This window comes from Chryseobacterium ginsenosidimutans, from assembly GCF_039536845.1.
In the GTDB taxonomy this organism is placed as follows: domain Bacteria; phylum Bacteroidota; class Bacteroidia; order Flavobacteriales; family Weeksellaceae; genus Chryseobacterium; species Chryseobacterium ginsenosidimutans_B.
In genome coordinates this window covers 312,525-335,561 of record NZ_BAAAZJ010000011.1, presented here as the reverse complement: position 1 = coordinate 335,561, position 23,037 = coordinate 312,525, and the positions used below count along the sequence as shown (strand labels likewise).

The window sequence follows — 23,037 nt, the reverse complement described above, 5'->3', positions numbered from 1 at the left end:
GGTTGTTTTTGTTTTTTTGAAGTAAGGAGGAAGACCTTTTTTGCATAAATTTTGCACTAAGTTTATCATCCTGTAAGGATCTAAGCTCTATTTTTAGAATTTAGTATTGGAAAAATTCGTGCCTAGATCCTTACAGGATGACAAACTTCATGGTTGTATTCTTCTTTACTTCTCTACTTTCACCACAATAACAAAATATTGATAATTGATTATTAATTGATTGGAATGCAGAAATCAACGATCATTTTTCCTTCGGGGTGTTCTTTGAAGTTGGTGTGATAAATCTCGAAAGGAAAGGCTTTTCTTATGGAATAATTGTTTTCATTCATCCATAAGAATAATGAAACCCAGCATTGTTCGAAGTCATTTAAGGTAACTTCACCACTTCCGATGATGAATTTTCCGACTTCAATCGTTTCCGGGAAAACTTCGCCTTCCTGCTTCTTTAAAGCTTCATCCAACAGCATACATGCGTGAATTCTGACTTTATCCGGCGGTGTCACTTTAAAACTGTCGTGATAAACGGAAACCATTTTCACATTCTCTCTGGGAAAAAGTTTTTTCTCTTTAGCCCAATCAACTAAAATATTGAAAGAAGGTTCAACATTGGCAATTCCAAGGCTCATAACGGCTGCCAAATTCATTTCAGGGAGATCGGTAACTTTAATTTTTAAATTCATTGTTGTCCAATTTAACAGGTTTTCTATGTTGCAAATGTATTGTTGAAAAACCGTATCAATTTGTCCGTTCTTGCTATGTTTTAATTGAATTTTATGGAATTTTTCTGGAGCTGATTTTCTGAATTCGGAAGGAGATTTTCCGTAATATTTTTTAAAAGTTTTGTTAAAAGCTGAATGATTTGAAAATCCAAGTTCAAGATAGATCTTTTTTAAACTTACCTTCTTTTTTACAGCTAAATAAAAGGCGCTTTTTTCAATTCTTTTCCGAATGATATAGCTTTGAAGTGTTTCATTTGTAATTAACCTGAAAATCCTATGAAAATGAAACGGGGAATATGCTGCGACTTCCGAAACTTTTTCTAAAGAAAGCTCCGTATCAAGATTGTTATCAATGTATTGAATAGCTTTCACCATTCTTTTTTTGTACTCCTCCAAATAAAAAGTGTTTATGACAAAGGTATCAACATCCAATGAAAATGATTTGTCTTTTATTGCTATTTATGAAAAAAGACCAGAATCATAATGCGCTTTGAAAAATGTTGTTTAAATTTAACATAAAATCACTTTAAATCATTTAAAAATGAAAGGTAAAACATTAGCATTATTAGCCGGATGTACGTTATTTGCTGTTTCTTGCGGAACTACAAAGACGTACCAAGTCCTATCTAAAAGCAACACACAGACAGGAGGAATGGCAAAGTTTACTCAAAAAGGAGATGAAGTTATCATGAAACTGGATGTAACAAACCTTACTCCGGGGGTTCATGCCGTGCACATTCATGAAAAAGGCGACTGTTCTGCAGCGGACGGAACTTCAACAGGAGGACACTGGAATCCTGCAAAAGACGACCACGGAAAATGGGGTGCTGAACATTTTCACATGGGAGACATCGGCAATTTGGTTGCTGACCAAACCGGAAACGCAACATTAACTTTTAAGACCAACAAATGGTGTCTTGGATGTACAGACGAATCTAAAAACATCATCGGAAAAGGGATGATCGTACATGCTGCAGCAGATGATTTCCATACTCAGCCAACCGGAAATGCCGGAGGAAGAGTCGGATGTGTTGAGATTAAATAATACAAAAATTTTATTAAAAAAAATACCGCTAATTTTCATTAGCGGTATTTTTATATTTATTACTTAAAATTAAGATTTTACACCCATATCTGCGATGATATTCATTGCTTCCTGAAGATAAAGATCTTTCTTAAGATTTTTGATCCAGATTTCAGATTTTTTCTTAAATGCTTCATCTTTTTTCTCTCTTTCAATTTCGTTTTGATACATTGAGAACTGAAGACCGTTTTCAAATTTTGTTAATGATTTGAATTTTTCGATCTGAGCTTTTCTTTGCTTCATCAAATCATTAAACTTATTGATATTAAGCGTAATTGTCTCTTCTTTATCCAATTGTTCTCTCCATTGAGCCGATTCTAACAACAGCTGATATTTTGCATTTTTTGCCATTCTGTCGTTGCTTGCTTTTTCAAGAGCCTGAATGTTGAAATAGTTTAGCTTTTGGAAGCTTGTAGCAGGAATTTTATCCCAAGCTAAAGCATAATCATCATATCTTTCGCCAACCTCAGCATATGTAAAGAAATCTTTCATCTGAATATCAGAAACAATCCCTTTTCTCTGAGTAGATTCACCTGTAATTCTATAGAACTTCTGAATTGTAAGTTTTAAAGATCCGAAATCATCTTCTGTATTTAAGAATCTGTTTAAATCAACAAAAGTCTGAACCGTTCCTTTTCCGAAAGACTGTGGAGAACCGATAATCATTGCTCTGCCATAATCCTGCATTACACCGGCTAAAATTTCAGAAGCCGAAGCAGAAAGTTCGTTCTGCATAATGACAAGAGGCCCTGTCCAGATCGGAGTTTCATTTTTGTTTTTCAGTGTCTGAATCTTTCCGTTTCCGTCTTTTACCTGAACATACGGTCCTGCATTCATGAAAAGCCCCATAATGTCACCAACTTCCGTTAATGAACCACCTCCGTTATTTCTTAAATCTAAAACAATTCCTTCGATTCCTTGACCTTTCAGCTTAATGATCTCGTTTTTAATATCATCAGAAGCGTTTCTTCCGTTAGGATTTTCAAAATCTGCGTTAAAGCTTGGTAAATTGATGAATCCATATTTTTTACCGTTTGAATTTACTATAATACTTCTTGCGAAAGTATCTTCAATAGCAACTTCTTCACGGATCATTGTAACGTCTTTAGTTGTTCCGTCTTTCTTCTGAACCGTTAAGGTAACCGGAGTTCCTTTTTCACCTCTGATCAAACGTACAGCTTCATCAGAAAGCATTCCTACAACGTTTACGGCATCTTCTTTAGGTTTGGATTTTACTTTTAAAATTTTATCCCCTTCCGAAAGCTGTTTTGATTTCCAAGCCGGGGCTCCTATGGTAAGAGCGCCTAGATAAAGATTTCCTTTTTTCTCTTGAATAATTGCACCGATTCCGATTACTTTTCCTGTAAAATTAGTATCAAAATCTTCTTTATCCTTTGGAGAATAATAATTGGTGTGCGGATCGAAAACTTCAGTATAAGCGTTCATATACACAGTAAACCAATCCATTTTCTTTCTCTTTTTAAATCTCGTAAATGTTTCTTTTACAAGATCTTTCACCTCATCAGTTGCTTTTTTCAACTTCTGATCAGGGTTTAAAGGCTGATATTTGATGGTATCTTTTAAATTATACTTCTGAACAGAGTCTTTTTTTTCTTTCTGAGCTTCTTCTTTACTGTTCATTGATTCAATTTCCTGAAGAATATTGTATTTAATGAACTTTTTCCATTCTGTATATTGTTCCTGTTTGTTGGCAGGTACTTTTTTCAGTTTTGGTTCAAGAGTTAAATTTTCATCTTCTTCCAAATTGATCGGTTTGCTAAAGATGTCCTGAGTGATTTTATCAATCTCATCAACTCTTTGGTATAATCTGTCGATTGTAAGTTTATAGAAGGTAAGATCTCCTTGATTGATATAGTCATCAAGCTTGGTTTCATGCTTTCCGAACTCATCCATATCAGACTGTACGAAGTATCTTTTGCCCGGATCCACCAACTCAAAATAATGCTTGTAAACATCCTTAGAATAAGCATCATTGATAGGTTTTGGGCTGTAATGCAAATAAGAAAGTGTATTTTTTACGCTCACCATTATCGTCTGCATCTTTTCGTCATCATCCTTTGGCGAGTTGAAACAAAACATTAGACTTGTCAATGGAATTAGGAGTAAAAATTTATTTAGCTTAAAATTTTTCCACATAAATCTGTAATGTATTTTATTAATTTTTTTAAAAAGTTATTTTAATTAGTAGTAATTTTTAAATTACTGTTACAAACTATCAAATTTAATACCTTATTTATAAATATCGGATAGTTTTAAGTATTTTTGTTAAAATTAAATTTTAATATGGAAAGACCACTTATTCTGGTTACAAATGACGACGGAATTACAGCACCTGGTATCAGAAATCTTGTAAGTTTTATGAACGAAATCGGAGAAGTTGTTGTCGTAGCACCAAACTCCCCACAAAGCGGTAAAGGTCACGCTATCACTATTAATTCTACTTTAAGTTATGAAGAAGTACATCTTGAAGGTCCACAAACGGATTTTTCGTGCAGCGGAACTCCTGTTGACTGTGTAAAAATGGCTCTTGACAAAATTTTGCCGAGAAGACCGGATATTGTAGTTTCAGGAATTAATCATGGGGCAAATTCTTCAATTAATGTCATTTATTCAGGAACAATGTCTGCAGCGGTTGAAGCAGGTGTAGAGAATCTTCCGGCAATCGGATTTTCCTTGTTAGATTTTAGTTGGGAGGCAGATTTTACCCAGGCAAAAGAATATATTCAAAATATTGTAAAAAGAACGCTAGACAACCCGATGCCAAAAGGAATTGTTTTAAATGTAAATATTCCGAAACTTCCAAAAGAAGATATAAAAGGTATAAAAGTATGCAAACAGGCTAAAGCAAAATGGGAAGAAAGTTTTGATGAGAGAATCAACCCTCATGGTAAAAAATATTACTGGTTAACAGGATATTTCAATAACATGGATGAGTCTGAAGATGCGGATGAAACGGCTTTGGCAAATGGATATATCTCAATTGTACCTGTAAAATTTGATTTAACGGCTTACGAATACATGAATACTTTGCAGGAAGTCATGAATTTTGATTAATTATATTTAAATCATTATAATTTTCCCACAGATTACACGAATTACACAGGTTTTCTGTGTAATTCGTGGGATTTTTATTTTAAAATAAGACTTTATCATCTTTTCTCAACTCCTCAAGATATTCGATTTTATCATCCCTATAAAAAAGATTCATCGTTTCAAAAGGAATAAGTTTTAAATCTTTATTGACGATATGAACGCAGGATTTCTTCACTGCACGAACATCAAAATCATGGGCATCCATGAAATTCATAATAATAATTCTGAAAAGATTATCATAATCCAAATTTGGGGCAGAAACTTCTGGAAGACAACACAATAATTGGTTCACTTTGGGCTGTACTTTATCTACGGAAATTCCAGTGCTGAAAATATCCAAAAGCTGCATTTGTAGTCCTGTATCCTGTTCGTAAACAATGGTGTTTCGGGTTTCATTATTCAGTAAATCAGCAGGATTGATGTATCTTGTTAAAGGAATAATTTCACCTTCTAATTTCAAAATATATCCCATCGCCAATGCATCCGGATTACAGGGAACCGGAATAATATCATCCGAATTCAGAAGCGGAAACTGGTTTAAAATTTCCTGTCTTACTTCCGTCAACGTTATTTTTTCGTGTGCAGAATCATCTCTGTTTCTTCCCGCAATTTCTACAGGCTGAAAAGTAATTCCGCGGACGCATTTCTGTTTTAAAGCAAAATCAATGATCTTTCCTATTTCATCAATATTTTTTCCTTTTTGAAGAACGATAACGAGCGTTGTAGAAAGATTTAAAGCATTTAATTTTTCCAAAGCTTTCATGCGGACATCGGTAAGATCTTTTCCTCTGAAATCCTGTAAAACTTCCGGCTTAAAAGAATCAAACTGAAGATAAATTTCAAATTCCGGAGCATAGGTTGCTAATTTTTCGGCAAACCCGGGATCATTGGCGATTCGTACTCCATTGGTATTTAACATTAAATGTTTGATAGGCTTTGTCTTCGCAATATCCATTATTTTGAAGAATTCGGGATGAATGGTCGGCTCTCCTCCACTGATCTGAACGACATCAGGTTCCCCTTCATTTTTGACAATTATATCAAACATTGCTTCGATTTCTTCCAAAGTTCTGTGACTTCCGTAATGCGGTGAAGACATCGCATAACAGGTAGGACAAGTGAGATTACATCGATCCGTTACTTCCACGATAGAAAGGCAGCTATGTTGCTCGTGATCAACACATAAACCACAATCATAAGGACAGCCGTATTCAACATCAGTTCCAAAATGATGTGGCATTTCCGAAGCTTTATTATAATTTCTGATGTTTTTGTAATAATGAACATCAGAAGCAATTTTTGTTTTGAAAAATCCATGATCCGGACATCTTTTGGTCATGAAAACGGCTTCATCTTCAATAATAATCTTGGCTCCTACTCTTTTCAGGCATTCGGGGCAAAGGCTGATCGTATAATCGTAATAGGTATAATTTCTTACAGGCATAAAAATATTTTATAAATTGAATCCACAGATAAAACCACCTGCAGTAAATATCAAAACCCCAATAAGAATTCCTATTAAGGAAGGTTTAAAATTGTATTTTTTTTCAGAATTACTTGCTGACATGATTCCTAAAATGACAGCAACAATAATAGAAAGAACGAAAATTACAAGTCCAAAGAACAAAAACATAAGTCCTAATCCTGACAAATCTCCACCTAAATTACCTACTTCTAATAATTTCATATTTGTGTATTTTTTGGTGATTTAATAAATAAATATAGTAAATAATAATCAAACAGCAAACAATCTGTATGGTGCTTAAATTTAAAATGATATTATATTTTGGCTTAATAAAATCCAGAAAAAATCTGAATGTAAAGTAACATATCATAAAAACCTGAAATAAAAATCCAGATTTATAGCTAAAATTCCTTTGGATATACCTGATAAAAATAAAAAGTAAAACCAAAAACACTATTTCGTAAATCGCAACAGGATGCCTCTTAAAATTATCCCCTAAATACATTCCGAAAATAGAATCTGTAGGTAAGCCATAAGTTTCTTCAAAAACACCGGTAAAAAAACAGCCAATTCTCCCTATCACCATCGCTACAATTAGCGGAAAAACCATTCTATCTCCAGTGCTTTCTTTTTTTCCTATTATTTTTTTCACGAGCTCTACCCCGATAAGACCACCTGCCAATCCACCAATAATTGTATTATTCAGCCAAATATACACGAGCTTATCTGTCGCCTTTACCAGATCATGAGGCCGTTCTAAAGAACCCAGAATATGAGAACCTAATAAAGCTCCAAAAGTAGCTCCTATAAGTACAAGAAGTGAATTTACGTTACTGAATTTCTCAGCATCTTTTCTTTTTAAAAAAGTGTAATACCGCATTCCCACAAAAATCCCTAAAGACTCTGTTACCGGATGCAGTAAAATTGTTTTACCAAATAATTGAAAAGTGAAAGGAAAATCCATCAATCCAAAAGTATTACTTTTAAATAAAATTTGGGATGTAAAATGCATTCCGTATCCAAAAAATTTATTCATCTACAAAATCAGCAAAAAAATATTCCTGAAATTTATTCTTAAATAATTTATAAAATCTCTTTAAGCCAATTTTTCATCAAATCTTTTCCCTAAATTTATTTAAAATAATCTTCCAAATTATGAGAATAGAATATGAAATAAAACTGGGTTTTAAGGATGTGATGTTTCGTCCGAAACGTTCTACGTTAAAATCCCGTTCAGAAGTTGATTTAGAAAGAGAATTCACATTCAGACATACCAAAAAGAAATGGAAAGGAACTCCCGTCATTGCAGCAAATATGGACACGGTGGGAACTTTCGAGATGGCAGTGGAATTGGCAAAAGACAAAATCATTACCGCTATTCATAAACATTATTCTATTGAAGAATGGGCAGAATTTCTCAACAGTCAGCCGGAAGAAATTCATCAATATATTGCATTAAGCACCGGAACAGGAAAAGCTGATGAAGAAAAACTCAGACAAATCCTTGAAAAACATCCAAAAATCGAGTTTCTCTGCATCGATGTTGCCAACGGTTATTCTGAGCACTTTGTAGATTTTGTAAAGAAAGCAAGAACCAATTTTCCGGATAAAATAATCATCGCCGGCAACGTGGTAACCGGGGAAATGGTTGAAGAACTTCTTTTAGTAGGAGCAGATATCATCAAAGTCGGGATTGGTCCCGGTTCTGTTTGTACAACCCGTGTAAAAACCGGCGTCGGATATCCTCAACTTTCTGCAATTATTGAATGTTCTGATGCGGCGCATGGTTTGGGCGGTCATATTATTGCAGACGGCGGTTGCAAAGTTCCCGGAGATGTGGCAAAAGCTTTTGGTGGCGGTGCAGATTTTGTGATGTTGGGCGGAATGTTTGCCGGTCATGATGAAAGCGGTGGTGAAATGATCGAAGAAAATGGTAAAAAATATAGATTATTTTACGGAATGAGCTCAAAAACTGCAATGGATAAACATTCCGGAGGTGTTGCGGAATATCGAGCTTCTGAAGGAAAAACAGTGAAAGTAGCTTACAAAGGCCCTGTTTCAGAGACTGTGAAAGATATTTTGGGTGGCGTTCGCTCAACATGTACTTATGTCGGAGCTTCAAAATTGAAAGAATTGTCGAAAAGAACAACTTTTATAAGAGTTCAGGAACAAGAAAACCAAATATTTAAAGATTAATAATTGAATAAAATATTTCATATAACAAATGGTGATTATCTCGCCGATCAATTGAAAAAAACAACAATTGAAGGCGAGATAATCATTTGCAGGGAAGCTTTAGTTATCGGCAACTTACAGGCTGATACACTGGAAAATTTCTGGAAAATAAGAGCCCAATCTATTTCGAAAGATTATTCGGTTCAAAAAGAAAGTTATTATAAAAAAGTGGTTTCCGAATTTGAGAAAATCTTACAGATTCCGGAAAAATCTGAGGTGAATCTTTGGTTTGAAGATGATCTTTTTTGCCAGGTAAATATGTGGTTTTGTATTTCTTTATTATCAAAAAACAAAGATGTGAAAATCTACAGAATCTTTCCGCAAACAACAAGAGAAAATAATTGGAAGGGCTTTTCTTCTTCGGATAATTTTGAGCTTGAAGAACCGGCAGAAACAAAGGTATTATTTAATGAAAAAGATATTGAGTTAGGTAATAATCTCTGGAATGCTTATCAAAATAATGAAAGATATTCTTTACAGCAACTTTCAGAAGATCAATCCGATTGCTTTCATTTTTTAAATGAAGTTATCGATTCTTATTTGAATATAAATCCAGAAGTTTTTATTAAAAATTTAATTAAGAGCGGAACAGACGATTTTAATCTGATCTTTGAAAAATTTCAGGATGAATTGGGTATTTTCGGTTTTGGAGACCTTCAGGTGAAGTCGATTTATGATAAAATTTTAAAAGAAAAATAAACTGAAGTATTGTGAAATATTTTATTTTGTTCGGATATATTTCTTATTAAAATACTTTTGAAGCTGATCACTTACAAATCCTTTCGGCTCATTCACAGATCCCATTTCCCCGAAATACAATACTTTCGGAATCGTTTTTATTTTGTCTAAAACTATAGAATCCTGAGCAGAATTTTTCAAGGTATCAACTCTGTTTTCTATCTCCTTATCATATGATCTAAGGTCGGTATACAAGATTTCTTTAACAAGATTATTTAAATTAAAATCAATATTAAAATTCGAATAATTTTTGGGTAAAAAGTTTGTTTTTGGTAAAAAAATAATAATAAAACTGATCCACCAGAATTTTTTAATTTGCTCAAATCTAAACATCACAACAACCGTAAAACTTAGAAGAAAGAAGAAAACAATGTTTTCAAAAGGTCTTCCGATTATATTCGTGATGTATGCTAAAAATAGCAACGGCAGAAAAGAAATCACCCAAACAATCAAAGCTTTTTTTAGGGTTATTTTTTCCTTTATTTTATTTAATTCTTTATTAAAAATTGCAATGAAAAGCGGAAGAATTAAAAATACTTTGAAAAAAATATAAGCCGTATTTGCTCCAAAAAACATTATTCTTCTCAACCAGGTTTTATAAAATGGTTCATCTAAATCCGGCATTCTTTTAAAATTTCCGGGAGCTAAAAAGGTAAATAAAAAGCCAATGAAACCTACGATCAATAAAATTCTTGCTTCTTTTGATTTGTTTTGCGTATTGAAATATGCCAATATTCCTAAAAGAATTAATGCCAGAACTTCATTAGAGCCCATTAAAATTACAGTCAGGAATAAACTCGGATAAAACCATAATTTCTTACCCGTTTCCTGAAATTTGCCCCAAAAGAAAAGTAAAAATCCCGATAAAACTATAGGCAGAAAATATACATTTGACCCCGTAAACCAATAATAATGTTCAGAAATATTGATTAAAATAACTGTATAAAAGAAAAACAAAAGCAATCCTTTTAAAAGTGATTCAAAAAAAGAATATTTAAAATACTGTTTAAAATTTAAAGCCGAAACACCAATAAATGCAAAAAATAGAAATACAGGATAAATTTTGGGCAAAATATTTTCCGGATCTTTGGAAAGAGGTGTAAACATATTAATGGTATATCCGAAATACCTTCCTCCCCAGTTCATGTAAAAATCCTGAATATTCCCTACAATTCCAAGAGTTTTTGTACTATAGGAATATATATAATCATCGGTCTGATATACATTGAAAAAAGAAATGTAAATCAGACCGATACATAATAAAATCGACAAGAATAAAGTGATATTCTGTACTAATTTCATATTTTTTTATGTCAATAAACCACCGTCAACATTCAATGTCTGACCTGTAATGTAATTCGCCATATCGCTTCCTAAAAATATACAAGCATTGGCTACATCCGTAGTTTTTCCTAATTTTTTCATTGGGATGGCTTCGTTCCATTTCTGAGTTGCTTTTTCATCTAAAGCAGCCGTCATTTCAGTTTCGATAAATCCTGGAGCAATCGCATTACAACGGATATTTCTTGATCCCAGCTCCAATGCAACAGACTTTGTAAAACCAATTACACCCGCTTTAGAAGCTGCATAATTTGCCTGTCCTGCGTTTCCGCTGATTCCTACTACTGAAGTCATATTGATGATAGATCCTGATTTTGCTTTCATCATCGGCTTAATAACCGCTTTCGTAAGGTTGAATACAGAATCCAGATTTACTTTTATTACTTTATCCCAATCGTCTTTTGACATTCTTAACAGCAAATTATCTCTCGTAATTCCTGCATTATTGATCAGAATATCAATCTGACCGAATTCAGCCATTACTTCATCTACTAATGTTTGAGCTGCATCAAAATCTGATGCATCGGATTGGTAACCTTTAATTTGAGTTACAGAACTTAAAGTTGCTTCTAATTCCTTGGCTTTGTCTACAGATCCGGCATAAGTAAAAGCTACTTTTGCTCCCTGTTGAGCATACATTTCAGCAATACTTTTACCGATTCCTCTTGTAGCTCCCGTTATTAGCGCTACTTTTCCTTCTAATAGTTTCATATTTATGACAATTATTTTTCTTTACAACTTATTAGCTTTTTGAAAGTTGGCTAATATAACATATTTAATTTTATTTAAATTAAGCAGTGCGCAAAGATATTATAAAATGTTATTCAAAGCATTTCAAATGGCTTTTTTAGCAAAATTTTATAACTGTTTTTTATCATAAAAATGTATTAAATAGCATTAATCAATAAAATTTCTGTCTTTTTGTTCCGTAAAATAGATGAATTCGGTGTCTTTTCCTTTAGTAAGCTTAATTCCTTTTTTATCTGGAAAATATTTATCGAAAATAACTTCTGTCAGAGGTTCGTTTTTATGATTGGTAACCCCAAATTTATTGTCCTTTTTCACTACAAATTCATTGGAACCCAGGAAAGTGGTAATATCATCGTAGATAAACGGGACAACTTCATTTCCATCTTCATCCAAAACGCCGTAGAAATTATTTGTGCTTTTCCCCACCAGCATCGGATATAATTCAGAAATTTTCATTTCCTTAAAACCTTTAAGCTCTTTATATTTTCCGTCTTTCGGAGAAAATTTATAGTGTATATCGTCTTTTCTTAAAATTAGTGTATTAGGAAATATTTTTTCAATTTCATAATCGTTATTTAAAACACTTTTTAAATTTTTATCTAGAAGCGTTTCTTCATCATCTTTTCTTAAATAAAGATATTTTTCACCTGCAATACTTAATCCTTCTACTCTGTCATATTCTTTTGGAAAGACAACCTCTCCATTCAAACGAACAACAGCAGTTTTAAGATTTTTCTGATCCTGAGAAGTTTTAAATAAACCATTAAAAAGAGGATTTACATAATGATAATCAAGATCATACACCTTTCCTTCTTTCTTTGAAAAAATACTTACTTTATCGTCTTTTGTAAGATAAATATATTCTCTGCCCACAAAAGCCTGCTCGTAGATCTCATCTGAAATTACATTTTCTTTGTCATCAACAATTCCATATTTATTTTTCGCCGTATCGAGTGTAACCAAATAAGGAAAAGCATTGATATTGTCGATGTTATGATTGGAAATCGTGCTTACGGTTTTGCCATTATTATCAATAATTTCACCGGATTTTTCACCTTTTGTAAGAAAAGTTCTGCCTTTGTAAAAACGCAGATCGTCTGTAAATTCCCTATCAGAAATCTTTTTTCCGTCAAAATCATAAATTAACCATACCCCTTCATTTTTAACAAAAAGCCGGCTTTCGCTTGCAAATACTATTTTTTCTGAGAAAGGAATAATCTGTTTCCCGTTAAAATCATAAACACAGTCTTTTCCCTGTTTTGAATAAATCATTCTGTCCTTATTCTCCCAAGTCCTGAATTTAAAATTCTCTAAAGGAAGCAATTCCTTCCCTTTTTCGTCAATTAATGCTGTTTTTCCGTTAGAATTCCCTGCTTTTCCTCTTAAAATGAATCTATTCTTCCACAAATGGGAAATTTCACTTTTAAAAGGAGAATCGAAGATAACGTTTCCTAAAGAATCCACAATACCGGTTTTCCCGGTTTTGGAGTCGGTGATCATTCCATAACCTTTCGAATAGGAATGTACTTCTTTGCCCAGTTTTTTTGTTAAAAGTATCTGTTTATACTGATCCGTCTGTCCGAGGCAAACCGACGAAAACAGCACGAAAATTAATTTTTTCAATTAAATAGAATTATTTACAATGAGTACGATCTCACCTTTTAAAGTTTTGCTTTTTGAGAATTCAATTAATTCATTGATTGTCCCGCGTTTAGTTTCCTCAAATTTTTTGGAAATTTCTCTGCTGAGACTTACTTTAGTTTCTTCACCAAAAAATTCTTTGATCTGTTCTAAAGTCGTATTGATTTTATGCGGACTTTCGTATAAAACAACAGTCTTCTTTTCTTCTGCAAGCTGTTTAAGCTTCGTTTGTCTTCCTTTTTTCTGAGGCAGAAATCCTGCGAAAAGAAATTCATTATTCGGTAATCCTGAAACCACTAAAGCCGGCACAAAAGCCGTTGCTCCGGGAAGGCAGATCATTTCAATATTATTATCAGATCCTGCTTTACTTAATAAATAGCCGGGATCTGAAATTCCGGGAGTTCCCGCATCGGTAATAATCGCAATATTCTGACCGCTTTTAAGGTCTGCAATCACTTTTTCAGTCGCCTGATGCTCATTATGCAGATGATAAGATTTCAAAGGCTTGGAAATCTCGAAATGCTTCAAAAGAATTCCGGAAGTTCTGGTATCTTCGCATAAAATATAATCAACCTCTTTCAGTATTTTTACCGCTCTGAAAGTCATATCTTCCAAGTTCCCGACCGGTGTAGGAACAAAATATAGGATTCCGCTCAAAATCTAGTTTATAAAAATTTGTTTTCCACCAATATCCAAAGTCTCTGAGCATATTCATCTACTTTATTCCATTTTTTGTGGTAATAAAGATCACTTAAATATTCTTTTGCATCTTCCAAAGTTCTGAAACTGTTCAGATTATTTATCACCTCATTCATTTCAGACTGGCTTCCTCCGAATAACATTTTTGAAAAAGCAATTCTGTCATTCAGATCAAGTTTAAACTCTGGTTTTGGCTTTCCCGCCTCCATAAAGTTGGTCGGAATATTGGTTTTTAAAATACTTCCTGTATCTTCTTTTTCTACAGGAATTGTTTTTTCTTTAGGCATTTCTCTCTCAAGATGATCGTCGTCAAAAAGTGACTGTACAGCTTTCATCCCTTTGATATTTGCCAGTTTTATTTTTTTCTCGTTCTGATAATCTTCTAGATTTTCGAAGCTTTGATCAGACGCTAATTTCTCTTTTTCAGTCTCAGGAACAGGTCTGTTGATCTCAACAATTTTTCTTCTGTCATTAATTTCCGCCAAAATCGATTGCTCCTGTTTTTCTTCTACAATTGCCTCATTTTTGATTTCGCTTACAATATTTTCAACATTAGAAGTATCTGTTGCCATCTCGCCCTGCTCTATCATTGCATTAGTAATAATGAATCTTTCTTCAGTTTCTTCCACAAGAATTTCTTCATCATCATCTAAAATTTCCGTATCAAAAATACTTGGCATAACTTCAGAAGTTTCTCCTCCATTTTTCACATTAGATTCAAAAACATCCTGAATTTTCTCCTCTTCATCAAAACCATTTACACTTCCCTGATCGTCAGAAATTTCATTTTCAAAGTTATCAATTTCGTTTAATTGATTGTTAAAAATAACCTCTTCTTCCGTTGTTTTTTCATTAAACATTCCTTCATGAATGTCATCATCATTTTCAGGCTCAGAATCTGCTAAAATTCTTTCTTCGTCTACGAAATTCAAAGCACTTCCGCTATAATCAGACGGTTCACTTTCATCAATTTCATTCAACTGATTATTGAAAATTGCTTCCTCTTCCGTTATATCGTTATGAATATTTATTCCTAAATCTTCAACACTTTCGGGTTCAGAATTTTCTTCGGCAAAATTAACTAAAGTTTCGTGAAGTTCACCCTCAACGATTTCATTTAATTGATTATTAAAAATTGCCTCTTCTTCAGTAACTTCACTCGAAGAATATCCCTGCATATTTTTATCAATCCCTATAAATTCATTACCGGAATTCTGAATTTCTACACCAGCAGCTAAAGAAAATTTTGGCGTTTCCGAAACAGATGTAGAGTTTTCGTTCCCGAAATACTCGATGTTTTTCTCAAGCAAATGCAAGAACGAAATCCTGTTGGCAAGCTCATCCACAAGATCCTGCTTGGAAAGTAATTCGTTTACATTACTTATTTTGTCCAAAATACCTATGATATTCTTGGATTCAAAAAAAATCTTTTCCTTTAAATCTTGGATGTTCTGCATATTAAGAATCTTGTTAAAATTGCTTACTTTTGATCTTAAAAATATACGGCTAATTTAACAAATGTTTTTAGAAAATACAATTAATCATTCCAAACAAAGTGGTTGGATGGAAGTTATTTGTGGCTCCATGTTTTCCGGAAAAACCGAAGAGTTGATCCGAAGGCTGAGAAGAGCTGAAATGGCGGGGCAGAATGTAGAGATTTTTAAACCTAAATTGGATACAAGATATTCCGAAGAAGATGTGATTTCTCATAATCAGACTAAAATCCGAAGCACTCCGGTAGAAAATCCCAACGAAATTCTTTTGTTGGCATCTAATTGTGATGTCGTAGGAATAGATGAAGCCCAGTTTTTCGATGAAGGCATTGTAGATGTGGCCAATCAATTGGCAAATAGCGGAGTAAGAGTCGTAATTGCAGGCTTGGACATGGATTTTTTGGGACGCCCTTTCGGACCGATGCCGAATCTGATGGCCACCGCAGAATATGTGACAAAAGTGCACGCTATTTGTAAAAGAACGGGTAACTTAGCTAATTACTCAATGAGGATTTCTCAGGGAAATGACTTGGTAGAACTCGGCGAAACGGAAAGTTATGAAGCAGTCAGTCGTCGTGTTTTTATTGATGAAGTACTTTTAAAGAAGAAAAAATAATTAAATTAGGTCAGGAAAGACAAAATTGCAAATCGCTTTAAAATATAAGCAGAAGGGGCACCAATGAACTATACAGTAAAACAAATTGCAGATATCACCAATGCGCAAATTATTGGAGACAAAGAATTAATTATCAAAAATATAGCTTTTGATAGCAGGATTATTTATTCTACCAAAAACACGGCATTTATTGCCATTAATACTCATAAAAATTCTGGAGAAAAATTCATTGAAGCTGCAATTGACAGAGGAATTACTGTAATTATTTCCGAGCATCAATATTCTCAGTTTGAAAATATAACTTGGATCATTGTTGAGAACTCCGTGGATTTTCTTCAAAAATTAGCCAAATTTCATTTCGAAAATTCTCATTTAAAATCTATCGGAATTACGGGAAGTAATGGAAAAACCATTTTAAAAGAATGGCTGTATCAATGTTTGTGGAACGAGTTTCCTACAGTAAAAAGTCCGAAAAGTTTCAATTCTCAGATCGGACTTCCACTTTCTTTGCTTCAAATTAATAATTCTCACGAATTGGGAATTTTTGAGGTCGGAATTTCCAAACCTAATGAAATGGAAAAACTGGAAAATATTTTCCACCCGCAGATTGGTTTGCTTACTCATATAGGAACTGCCCACCTTGCCAATTTTAGTTCAGAAGCAGAATTGATTGATGAAAAAATAAAGCTTTTCAAAGATTCTGAAGTCATTATTTACAATGGTGATAACTTATTGGTTGACAAAAAAATAAAGGAGTTATATTCAAGTAAAAAATTAATTTCTTACGGTTTTAAAAATAATAATCAGGTTTATTTTAAAAACAATATTTCAAAAAACGAAGATGTTGTTGTACAATATTTTGACGAAGAAATTTCTTTTCCTGTTCATCAGAGAGACGAAGCGACTTTAACTAATGCTTTGGCACTTGTAACGGTCTTGAAGGAGCTGAACATCGAAAATCAAAAGATCGTCGAAAAAATCAACGCTCTTAAAGCCGTTGAAATGAGACTTGAAGCAATTGAAGGAATTAAGAACAATATTGTGATTAATGATTCTTTTAATCTTGATCTCGATTCTTTGAAAACTGCCCTTCAATTTTTGAATGAATATAAAAAATCAAAAAAATCTTTGGTTTTAACGGATATTGTTGGCGTTAATTCAAATTCAAAAGAACTGTATGAGGAAGTTTCTGAGTTGGTGAACGAACAAAAATTTGATTTTGTTTTCTTAATCGGGAATGAAATATCAAAATTTAGTGAATTATTTAAATCTGAAACTTTTACTTTCATTAATACTCAGGAATTAATTGACAGCAAACATCTTACAGAAATTGAAAATCAGATTATTTTATTAAAAGGAGCGAGAAAATTTGAGATTGAAAGACTTAAAGATATTCTTGAACTCAGAAAACATGATACGGTTTTAGAAATCAACCTAAATGCGATTTTACATAACATTAATTATCATAAATCTTTACTGAAACCCACCACAAAAATGATGGCAATGGTAAAGGCAAATTCTTATGGATTAGGAAGTTATGAGATTTCAGAATTCCTTCAACATCATCATATTGACTATCTTGGAGTTGCTTTTGTAGACGAAGGAGTTGAGCTTAGAAAGAAAGGAATTACCATTCCTATCGTTGTCATGAATCCTGAACAGCACAGCTATGAAACCGTGGTTGAATATAATCTGGAACCGGAAATTTATAGCTTCAGGGTATTGGATTTGTTTTATCAGGCTGTCCAAAAATCCGGTTACGATAAAAAATATCCAGTTCATATCAAATTGGAAACAGGGATGCATCGTCTTGGCTTTAAAGATTATGAGCTGGATCAGCTAAGTCAGACTTTAGATCATAAAAATTTAAAAGTTCAAAGTATTTTCAGCCATCTTTCGTCTTCAGATATGCCGACAGAGAAAGAATTTACTTTCCATCAGCTGGAAACCTTTGAAAAAAATTCAAACTATTTGATTGAAAAATTGGGATACACTCCTATCCGACACATATTAAATTCATCAGGAATAGCAAGCTACACCGATCATCAATATGATATGGTGAGAATCGGCATTGGAATGTTAGGAGAATCACCAAATAGTGAAATACAGGCACAACTTCAATCTGTTGTAAGTTTTAAAACAGTTATTTCTCAGATTTCAGTCGTAGACAATGGAGAATCAATAGGTTATAGCAGACGATTTAAAACAGATCATAAAACAAAAATAGCCACAGTTCCTGTAGGATATGCAGACGGAATTCCAAGGTTAATTGGAAACCAGATCGGAAATGTGGGAATTAATAAAACTCTAGCTCCAATTGTCGGAAGTATTTGCATGGATATGATGATGATTAATGTAGACAATGTTCCCAATGTAAAAGAAGGCGATACAGTGACTATTTTCAATGCAAAACCAAGCCTTAAAGAATTCGCAGAATACTGCAAAACCATCACATACGAAGTATTAACCTCTATTTCGCCACGAGTGAAACGGATTTATATAAAAGATTAACTATGAGAAAACTTCTGATTCTTTTATTAGCATTTCAAATGCTCTTGATCCAATCTCAGGTAAAAAAAGATTTGGTGATCCCAAAAAATCCAAGAATCGGACTTTCACTTGCCGGTGGCGGAGCTAAAGGATTTTCTCATATCGGAGTACTTAAAGTATTGGATTCTTTGGGAGTAAAAGTAGATTATATTTCCGGGACAAGTATGGGAGCAATTGTCGGAGGTTTGTATGCTTCAGGATATTCAGGAAAAGAAATCGAAAAAATTGTAATGGACACCGATTTCTATTCTTTGATTATGGATCCGAAAGCAAAACGCCAGGAAACCACTTTTTACAACAAATCCATTGACAAATATCTTTTATCCATTCCTTTAAAAAACGGAAAAATCACATTACCCTCTTCCATCAGCTCTGGTCAGAAAAATGTTTATCTTTTGAAGGAACTTTTTAAGAATGTTTCGAATATTGATGATTTTTCAAAACTCCCGATTCCTTTTATGTGTGTTGCTACCAATCTAGAAAGCGGTAATATGCAGATATTTGAGAAAGGAGATTTGGTACAGTCGATCATGGCAAGTTCTGCGTTTCCTTCTTTGATGGATCCTGTGAAAATCGGAGACAGTATTTATATCGACGGCGCAATGACGGTAAATTATCCTTCAAAGCCATTAAAGGACAAAGGAATCGATATTGTAATCGGTGTGGATCTTAATCAGGATCTATCTACAAGAGAAGATCTAAATAATATTATTTCTATTTTAAATCAGGTCATAGATTTTGGAATTAAAAAAGATACGAGAAGACAATACAGATATACCGACATTAATATCAAGCCGAATTTAAAAGGTATGACCGCCACAAGCTACGATGATAAGAAAAAAATTCTCGACAGCGGCTATGTAGAAGGTCTAAAATATGTCAATATTCTGGATCAATTACCCAAACGCCCGTTTGACCGCATTAGACAGCGCATAAATCCAATATATTCTAATGTTTATAAGATTGACAGTGTTTCAATAGAAGGAGGCAGAATTTACGGTAAAAACTATGTTCTGGGAAAGATGGGATTACGGCTTCCCTCCATGCAAACATATGGAAGCATTAATAAAAAGATTGATAAGCTCGTTGCTACGAATAATTATAAATTCATCAACTATGATATTATCTCGCAAAATGAAGCCAATTATCTCAAACTTTATGTAACTGAAGATGATGCAAGACATTTCTTAAAATTCGGATTGCATTACGACGAAGTTTTCAAAACGGGTTTACTGTTAAATTATTCAGCAAAACGTCTTTTATTTAGAAATTCAAATCTTTCACTGGATGTAATTATTGGTGACAAACCACGATATTATTTAAATTATTTTATCGATAACGGATACATACCTGGTTTGGGAATTTATTCTTCGGGAATGAGCTTTAATGTAAAGGACATAAACAACTATGACATAGATAAATGGGATTGGCTAAGAAATGAAGCTTACATCCAATCGATCTGGAAAGATAAGTTTGCAATAGGTGGTGGAATAAGTCATGATTACTTCGAAGCTGAAACCAATGGGAATAATAAAAGATACAGTCGTTTTCTGAATCCTTATATATTCTTAAAAAGTGACACTCAGAACGATAAAGACTTCCCTACCCGCGGAATTTATATTAATGCAGAAGGAAAGGTTATAGATTTGATGAAATCTGAAGTTGATAAAAGACTGGTTCAGGTAAAGGCAGATATTAGAATAAATATTCCTTTGACTAAACAATTTACTTATCGATTGAATCTTTACGGAGGAATTACGATTGGAGAAAATCTTCCTCAATTTTATCAATATAGATTGGGTGGAGTGTTCGAACAAAATGTTGTTAATTTCAAAAGCTTTTCAGGATTTTATTTTGGGCAGTTAAATACAAATAACGTTGTTTTAATTTCAAATGATCTTCAGTTTAAGTTTAATAAAAACTATTTTGTAAGTGGTACTTTCTCTTTTGCAAACCTTTCAGACGATTTGACCTTTGAAGAAACTGCAAAATTAAATTACAGTTCTGTAGGACTTAATGTAGGATACAAATCTCCTTTCGGACAAATCAAAATCAACTTCAGTCACTCACTTAAAAATAATCAAAAAGGCATATTCAGTGTTATTTTAGGACACTGGTTTTAATACAATGATACAATTCTTTTACGAAAACCTACCAAAATCTGTAAATACAGACTACACAGCATGGCTGGAAGATATCATTCTTTCAGAAGGAAAAAAGCTTGGAGAAATCAATTATATATTCTGTGACGACGAATATTTATTGAAAGTAAATCAGGATTATTTGCAGCATGATTACTATACAGACATCATTACTTTCGACTATGTGAAAGGCAAGACAATAAGCGGAGAGATTTTCGTATCTTTGCAGCGAATTTTAGACAACGCTTCTACTCTATCTAAAGAATATGAAGAAGAACTGAGAAGAGTTTTAGCTCACGGTATTCTTCATCTTTCAGGATATAAGGATAAAACCAAAGAAGAAGAACAGCTAATGCGAAGTAAAGAAGATTTTTATTTAAATGAATTTAAAAGTAAGAATTAAGAAATTTTAAAAAATTTCAGTTCAATTCTGAGTTTTGAAACTATTAATAATAATCCAAAACTGCAATACAAGCCATTTTAGCTTGTTAATTTAAATAATGTTTCACGTGAAACATTTACAAAAAAGATTAAAATTTAAGGCTTAAAATAAGCAATAAAGAAATGATTTCAGAAATATATGACGTAATTGTAGTCGGTGCCGGTCACGCAGGATGCGAAGCTGCAGCTGCAGCAGCCAATTTGGGTTCGAAAACCCTGCTTGTTACAATGAACATGCAGACCATCGGACAGATGAGCTGCAACCCCGCGATGGGTGGAATCGCAAAAGGACAAATTGTACGGGAAATCGATGCAATGGGAGGTTATTCAGGAATAATAGCCGATAAATCGGCTATACAATTCAAGATGCTTAATCTTTCCAAAGGTCCTGCAATGTGGTCTCCAAGAACACAGAATGACAGAATGCTTTTCGCAGAAGAATGGCGTTTAGCACTAGAAAATACACCTAATCTTGATTTCTTTCAGGATATGGTAAAACAGCTTATTATAGAAAATAATAAAGCAGTAGGAGTAGTTACTTCATTAGGAATTGAGATAAGATCAAAGTCTGTAGTACTTACAAACGGAACTTTCCTTAATGGATTAATCCATGTTGGGGATAAGCAATTAGGTGGCGGAAGAATGGGTGAACCAAGAGCTTTTGGAATCACTGAACAATTGGTTTCTCTAGGTTTTGAAGCAGGAAGAATGAAGACAGGTACTCCACCGAGAGTAGATGGAAGAAGTCTCGATTATTCTAAAATGGAAGAACAGAAAGGAGATGAAAATCCTCAAAAATTCAGCTATTTAGATACACCTAAGTTAACCAAACAATTAAGTTGTCATATTGTTTATACTAATGAAACCGTACACGATATTTTACGTGAAGGATTCGACAGAAGCCCAATGTTTAATGGTACAATTCAGAGTTTAGGACCTAGATATTGTCCAAGTATTGAAGATAAAATTAATCGTTTTGCAGAAAGAACAAGACATCAGCTTTTCGTAGAACCTGAAGGCTGGAGAACCGTAGAAATTTATGTAAATGGTTTCAGTTCTTCTCTTCCAGAGGATGTTCAAATCAAAGCAATGAAGCATATTCCTGGATTTGAGAACGTAAAGGTGTTCCGTCCGGGCTATGCCATTGAATATGACTACTTCCCTCCTACTCAATTAAAGCATACATTAGAGACAAAATTGATCGATAATTTATACTTTGCCGGACAGATTAATGGTACAACAGGGTATGAAGAAGCAGCTGGACAAGGTTTAATTGCAGGTATCAATGCTCACAACAAAGTAAAAGAAAAAGATGAGTTTATCCTTAACAGAGATGAAGCTTATATTGGTGTTTTAGTAGATGATTTGATTACAAAAGGAACTGAAGAACCTTACAGAATGTTCACTTCAAGAGCAGAATACAGATTGCTTTTAAGACAGGATAATGCAGATATCAGATTAACAGAAAAAGCTTTCGAACTTGGTTTAGCAAAAGAAGACAGATTAAAAAGAGTACAGGAGAAAGTAGCTAAAAGCCAAGAACTTGAAGCCTTTTTACGAGAAACTTCTTTAAAACCAGGATTAATTAATCCTATTCTTGAAAGTATAGAAAGTAATCCTGTAGATCAGGCTTACAGAGCTTCCCAATTCCTTACAAGACCGAATATCACGCTGGAAAAGCTGGAAAATATTGATTCTATTAAAGAATTTACTTCTCAATTCGATGATGAAGTAAGAGAACAAGCGGAAGTAAATATTAAATACAAAGGCTATATAGAAAAGGAAAAAGAAAACGTAGCAAAACTAAATCGTCTGGAAAATATCAAGATTCCGGAAGATTTCGATTATAAAAGCATATCAAGTCTCTCTGCAGAAGCAAAACAGAAAATGTCTAATGTAAGACCAAAAACGATTGCTCAGGCAGGAAGAATCAGTGGTGTTTCACCTGCCGATATAAACGTTTTACTAGTCTTTTTAGGACGTTAATCTTAAAATGTTTCACGTGAAACA

At 33.4% G+C, this 23,037-nt stretch carries 19 protein-coding genes; 9 read left to right on the top strand and 10 right to left on the bottom strand.

The window, feature by feature from the left end; all coding sequences use genetic code 11:
• Positions 1-212: 212 nt before the first annotated feature.
• Positions 213-1,115, bottom strand: a complete 903-nt coding sequence (locus tag ABD745_RS17860) for an AraC family transcriptional regulator (RefSeq protein ID WP_344833277.1) — start codon at positions 1,113-1,115, stop codon at positions 213-215.
• Positions 1,116-1,260: 145 nt separating this feature from the next.
• Here ABD745_RS17860 and ABD745_RS17855 point away from each other — a divergent pair, with 145 nt between their 5' ends.
• On the top strand, positions 1,261-1,764 hold the full coding sequence (locus tag ABD745_RS17855) for a superoxide dismutase family protein (protein WP_344833275.1): 504 nt from the start codon (positions 1,261-1,263) through the stop codon (positions 1,762-1,764).
• 69 nt (positions 1,765-1,833) lie between these two features.
• Here ABD745_RS17855 and ABD745_RS17850 read toward each other — a convergent pair whose 3' ends face one another.
• Positions 1,834-3,960: a carboxy terminal-processing peptidase gene (locus tag ABD745_RS17850; RefSeq protein ID WP_344833272.1), complete on the bottom strand. Its 2,127-nt coding sequence runs from the start codon at positions 3,958-3,960 to the stop codon at positions 1,834-1,836.
• Positions 3,961-4,107: 147 nt separating this feature from the next.
• Here ABD745_RS17850 and surE point away from each other — a divergent pair, with 147 nt between their 5' ends.
• Positions 4,108-4,878 carry a 5'/3'-nucleotidase SurE gene (surE, locus tag ABD745_RS17845; protein ID WP_344833269.1) on the top strand — a complete coding sequence of 257 codons (771 nt, stop codon included), beginning with the start codon at positions 4,108-4,110 and terminating at the stop codon, positions 4,876-4,878.
• A gap of 79 nt (positions 4,879-4,957) precedes the next feature.
• Here the strand turns inward: surE and ABD745_RS17840 are convergent, their stop codons facing one another.
• From ABD745_RS17840 to ABD745_RS17830, 3 genes are read right to left on the bottom strand one after another with little or no spacing between them, the layout of a single operon-like run.
• The gene (locus ABD745_RS17840) at positions 4,958-6,361 is read right to left on the bottom strand and encodes a radical SAM protein (protein WP_344833266.1); all 1,404 of its coding nucleotides are present in this window, start codon (positions 6,359-6,361) and stop codon (positions 4,958-4,960) included.
• Between the two features lie 9 nt (positions 6,362-6,370).
• The gene (locus ABD745_RS17835; protein WP_344833263.1) at positions 6,371-6,604 is read right to left on the bottom strand and encodes a hypothetical protein; all 234 of its coding nucleotides are present in this window, start codon (positions 6,602-6,604) and stop codon (positions 6,371-6,373) included.
• On the bottom strand, positions 6,582-7,418 hold the full coding sequence (locus ABD745_RS17830; RefSeq protein ID WP_344833262.1) for a prolipoprotein diacylglyceryl transferase: 837 nt from the start codon (positions 7,416-7,418) through the stop codon (positions 6,582-6,584). Before ABD745_RS17830 ends, ABD745_RS17835 begins: the two co-directional genes overlap by 23 nt.
• A gap of 119 nt (positions 7,419-7,537) precedes the next feature.
• Between ABD745_RS17830 and ABD745_RS17825 the strand changes: the two genes are divergently transcribed.
• Together ABD745_RS17825 and ABD745_RS17820 are read left to right on the top strand one after the other, a co-directional pair.
• Positions 7,538-8,578: a GMP reductase gene (locus ABD745_RS17825; RefSeq protein ID WP_344833259.1), complete on the top strand. Its 1,041-nt coding sequence runs from the start codon at positions 7,538-7,540 to the stop codon at positions 8,576-8,578.
• A 3-nt stretch (positions 8,579-8,581) separates the two neighbouring features.
• A complete protein-coding gene (locus ABD745_RS17820; protein ID WP_344833256.1) occupies positions 8,582-9,316 on the top strand; it encodes a DUF1835 domain-containing protein in 735 nt (244 codons plus the stop codon).
• Between the two features lie 21 nt (positions 9,317-9,337).
• On the opposite strand, the gene ABD745_RS17815 is transcribed toward ABD745_RS17820, so the two are convergent.
• From ABD745_RS17815 to ABD745_RS17795, 5 genes are all read right to left on the bottom strand, one after another.
• Positions 9,338-10,657 (bottom strand): DUF6056 family protein, encoded by a 1,320-nt coding sequence (locus ABD745_RS17815; protein WP_344833253.1) that lies wholly within the window; start codon positions 10,655-10,657, stop codon positions 9,338-9,340.
• A 6-nt stretch (positions 10,658-10,663) separates the two neighbouring features.
• Positions 10,664-11,407 carry a 3-oxoacyl-[acyl-carrier-protein] reductase gene (gene fabG, locus ABD745_RS17810; protein WP_344833250.1) on the bottom strand — a complete coding sequence of 248 codons (744 nt, stop codon included), beginning with the start codon at positions 11,405-11,407 and terminating at the stop codon, positions 10,664-10,666.
• Between the two features lie 186 nt (positions 11,408-11,593).
• Entirely contained in the window at positions 11,594-13,069 is a 1,476-nt protein-coding gene (locus tag ABD745_RS17805; RefSeq protein ID WP_344833247.1) for a WG repeat-containing protein, read from the bottom strand.
• Positions 13,070-13,744, bottom strand: a complete 675-nt coding sequence (rsmI, locus tag ABD745_RS17800) for a 16S rRNA (cytidine(1402)-2'-O)-methyltransferase (RefSeq protein ID WP_047398936.1) — start codon at positions 13,742-13,744, stop codon at positions 13,070-13,072.
• Positions 13,745-13,752: 8 nt separating this feature from the next.
• Complete coding sequence (locus tag ABD745_RS17795) at positions 13,753-15,243, bottom strand: hypothetical protein (RefSeq protein WP_344833243.1); 1,491 nt, start codon at positions 15,241-15,243, stop codon at positions 13,753-13,755.
• A 61-nt stretch (positions 15,244-15,304) separates the two neighbouring features.
• On the opposite strand from ABD745_RS17795, the gene ABD745_RS17790 reads away from it, so the two are divergent.
• The 5 genes from ABD745_RS17790 to mnmG all read left to right on the top strand — a co-directional run bounded on the left by ABD745_RS17790 (position 15,305) and on the right by mnmG (position 23,013).
• On the top strand, positions 15,305-15,895 hold the full coding sequence (locus ABD745_RS17790) for a thymidine kinase (RefSeq protein WP_344833240.1): 591 nt from the start codon (positions 15,305-15,307) through the stop codon (positions 15,893-15,895).
• Between the two features lie 63 nt (positions 15,896-15,958).
• Complete coding sequence (locus ABD745_RS17785; protein WP_344833237.1) at positions 15,959-18,406, top strand: bifunctional UDP-N-acetylmuramoyl-tripeptide:D-alanyl-D-alanine ligase/alanine racemase; 2,448 nt, start codon at positions 15,959-15,961, stop codon at positions 18,404-18,406.
• 2 nt (positions 18,407-18,408) lie between these two features.
• Positions 18,409-20,568, top strand: coding sequence for a patatin-like phospholipase family protein (locus tag ABD745_RS17780; RefSeq protein ID WP_344833234.1), 2,160 nt, complete (start codon positions 18,409-18,411; stop codon positions 20,566-20,568).
• 4 nt (positions 20,569-20,572) lie between these two features.
• Positions 20,573-20,989, top strand: coding sequence for an rRNA maturation RNase YbeY (gene ybeY / locus ABD745_RS17775; RefSeq protein WP_344833231.1), 417 nt, complete (start codon positions 20,573-20,575; stop codon positions 20,987-20,989).
• Between the two features lie 161 nt (positions 20,990-21,150).
• Positions 21,151-23,013 carry a tRNA uridine-5-carboxymethylaminomethyl(34) synthesis enzyme MnmG gene (gene mnmG / locus ABD745_RS17770; RefSeq protein WP_344833229.1) on the top strand — a complete coding sequence of 621 codons (1,863 nt, stop codon included), beginning with the start codon at positions 21,151-21,153 and terminating at the stop codon, positions 23,011-23,013.
• Positions 23,014-23,037: the final 24 nt, after the last annotated feature.

Excerpts from the sequence above, each read along its gene's own strand:
- ABD745_RS17855 (WP_344833275.1), top strand. The coding sequence starts at position 1,261 with ATGAAAGGTAAAACATTAGCATTATTAGCCGGATGTACGTTATTTGCT.
- ABD745_RS17850 (WP_344833272.1), bottom strand. The coding sequence starts at position 3,960 with ATGTGGAAAAATTTTAAGCTAAATAAATTTTTACTCCTAATTCCATTG.
- surE (WP_344833269.1), top strand. The coding sequence starts at position 4,108 with ATGGAAAGACCACTTATTCTGGTTACAAATGACGACGGAATTACAGCA.
- ABD745_RS17840 (WP_344833266.1), bottom strand. The coding sequence starts at position 6,361 with ATGCCTGTAAGAAATTATACCTATTACGATTATACGATCAGCCTTTGC.
- ABD745_RS17835 (WP_344833263.1), bottom strand. The coding sequence starts at position 6,604 with ATGAAATTATTAGAAGTAGGTAATTTAGGTGGAGATTTGTCAGGATTA.
- ABD745_RS17830 (WP_344833262.1), bottom strand. The coding sequence starts at position 7,418 with ATGAATAAATTTTTTGGATACGGAATGCATTTTACATCCCAAATTTTA.
- ABD745_RS17825 (WP_344833259.1), top strand. The coding sequence starts at position 7,538 with ATGAGAATAGAATATGAAATAAAACTGGGTTTTAAGGATGTGATGTTT.
- ABD745_RS17815 (WP_344833253.1), bottom strand. The coding sequence starts at position 10,657 with ATGAAATTAGTACAGAATATCACTTTATTCTTGTCGATTTTATTATGT.
- fabG (WP_344833250.1), bottom strand. The coding sequence starts at position 11,407 with ATGAAACTATTAGAAGGAAAAGTAGCGCTAATAACGGGAGCTACAAGA.
- ABD745_RS17795 (WP_344833243.1), bottom strand. The coding sequence starts at position 15,243 with ATGCAGAACATCCAAGATTTAAAGGAAAAGATTTTTTTTGAATCCAAG.
- ABD745_RS17790 (WP_344833240.1), top strand. The coding sequence starts at position 15,305 with ATGTTTTTAGAAAATACAATTAATCATTCCAAACAAAGTGGTTGGATG.
- ABD745_RS17785 (WP_344833237.1), top strand. The coding sequence starts at position 15,959 with ATGAACTATACAGTAAAACAAATTGCAGATATCACCAATGCGCAAATT.
- ABD745_RS17780 (WP_344833234.1), top strand. The coding sequence starts at position 18,409 with ATGAGAAAACTTCTGATTCTTTTATTAGCATTTCAAATGCTCTTGATC.
- ybeY (WP_344833231.1), top strand. The coding sequence starts at position 20,573 with ATGATACAATTCTTTTACGAAAACCTACCAAAATCTGTAAATACAGAC.
- mnmG (WP_344833229.1), top strand. The coding sequence starts at position 21,151 with ATGATTTCAGAAATATATGACGTAATTGTAGTCGGTGCCGGTCACGCA.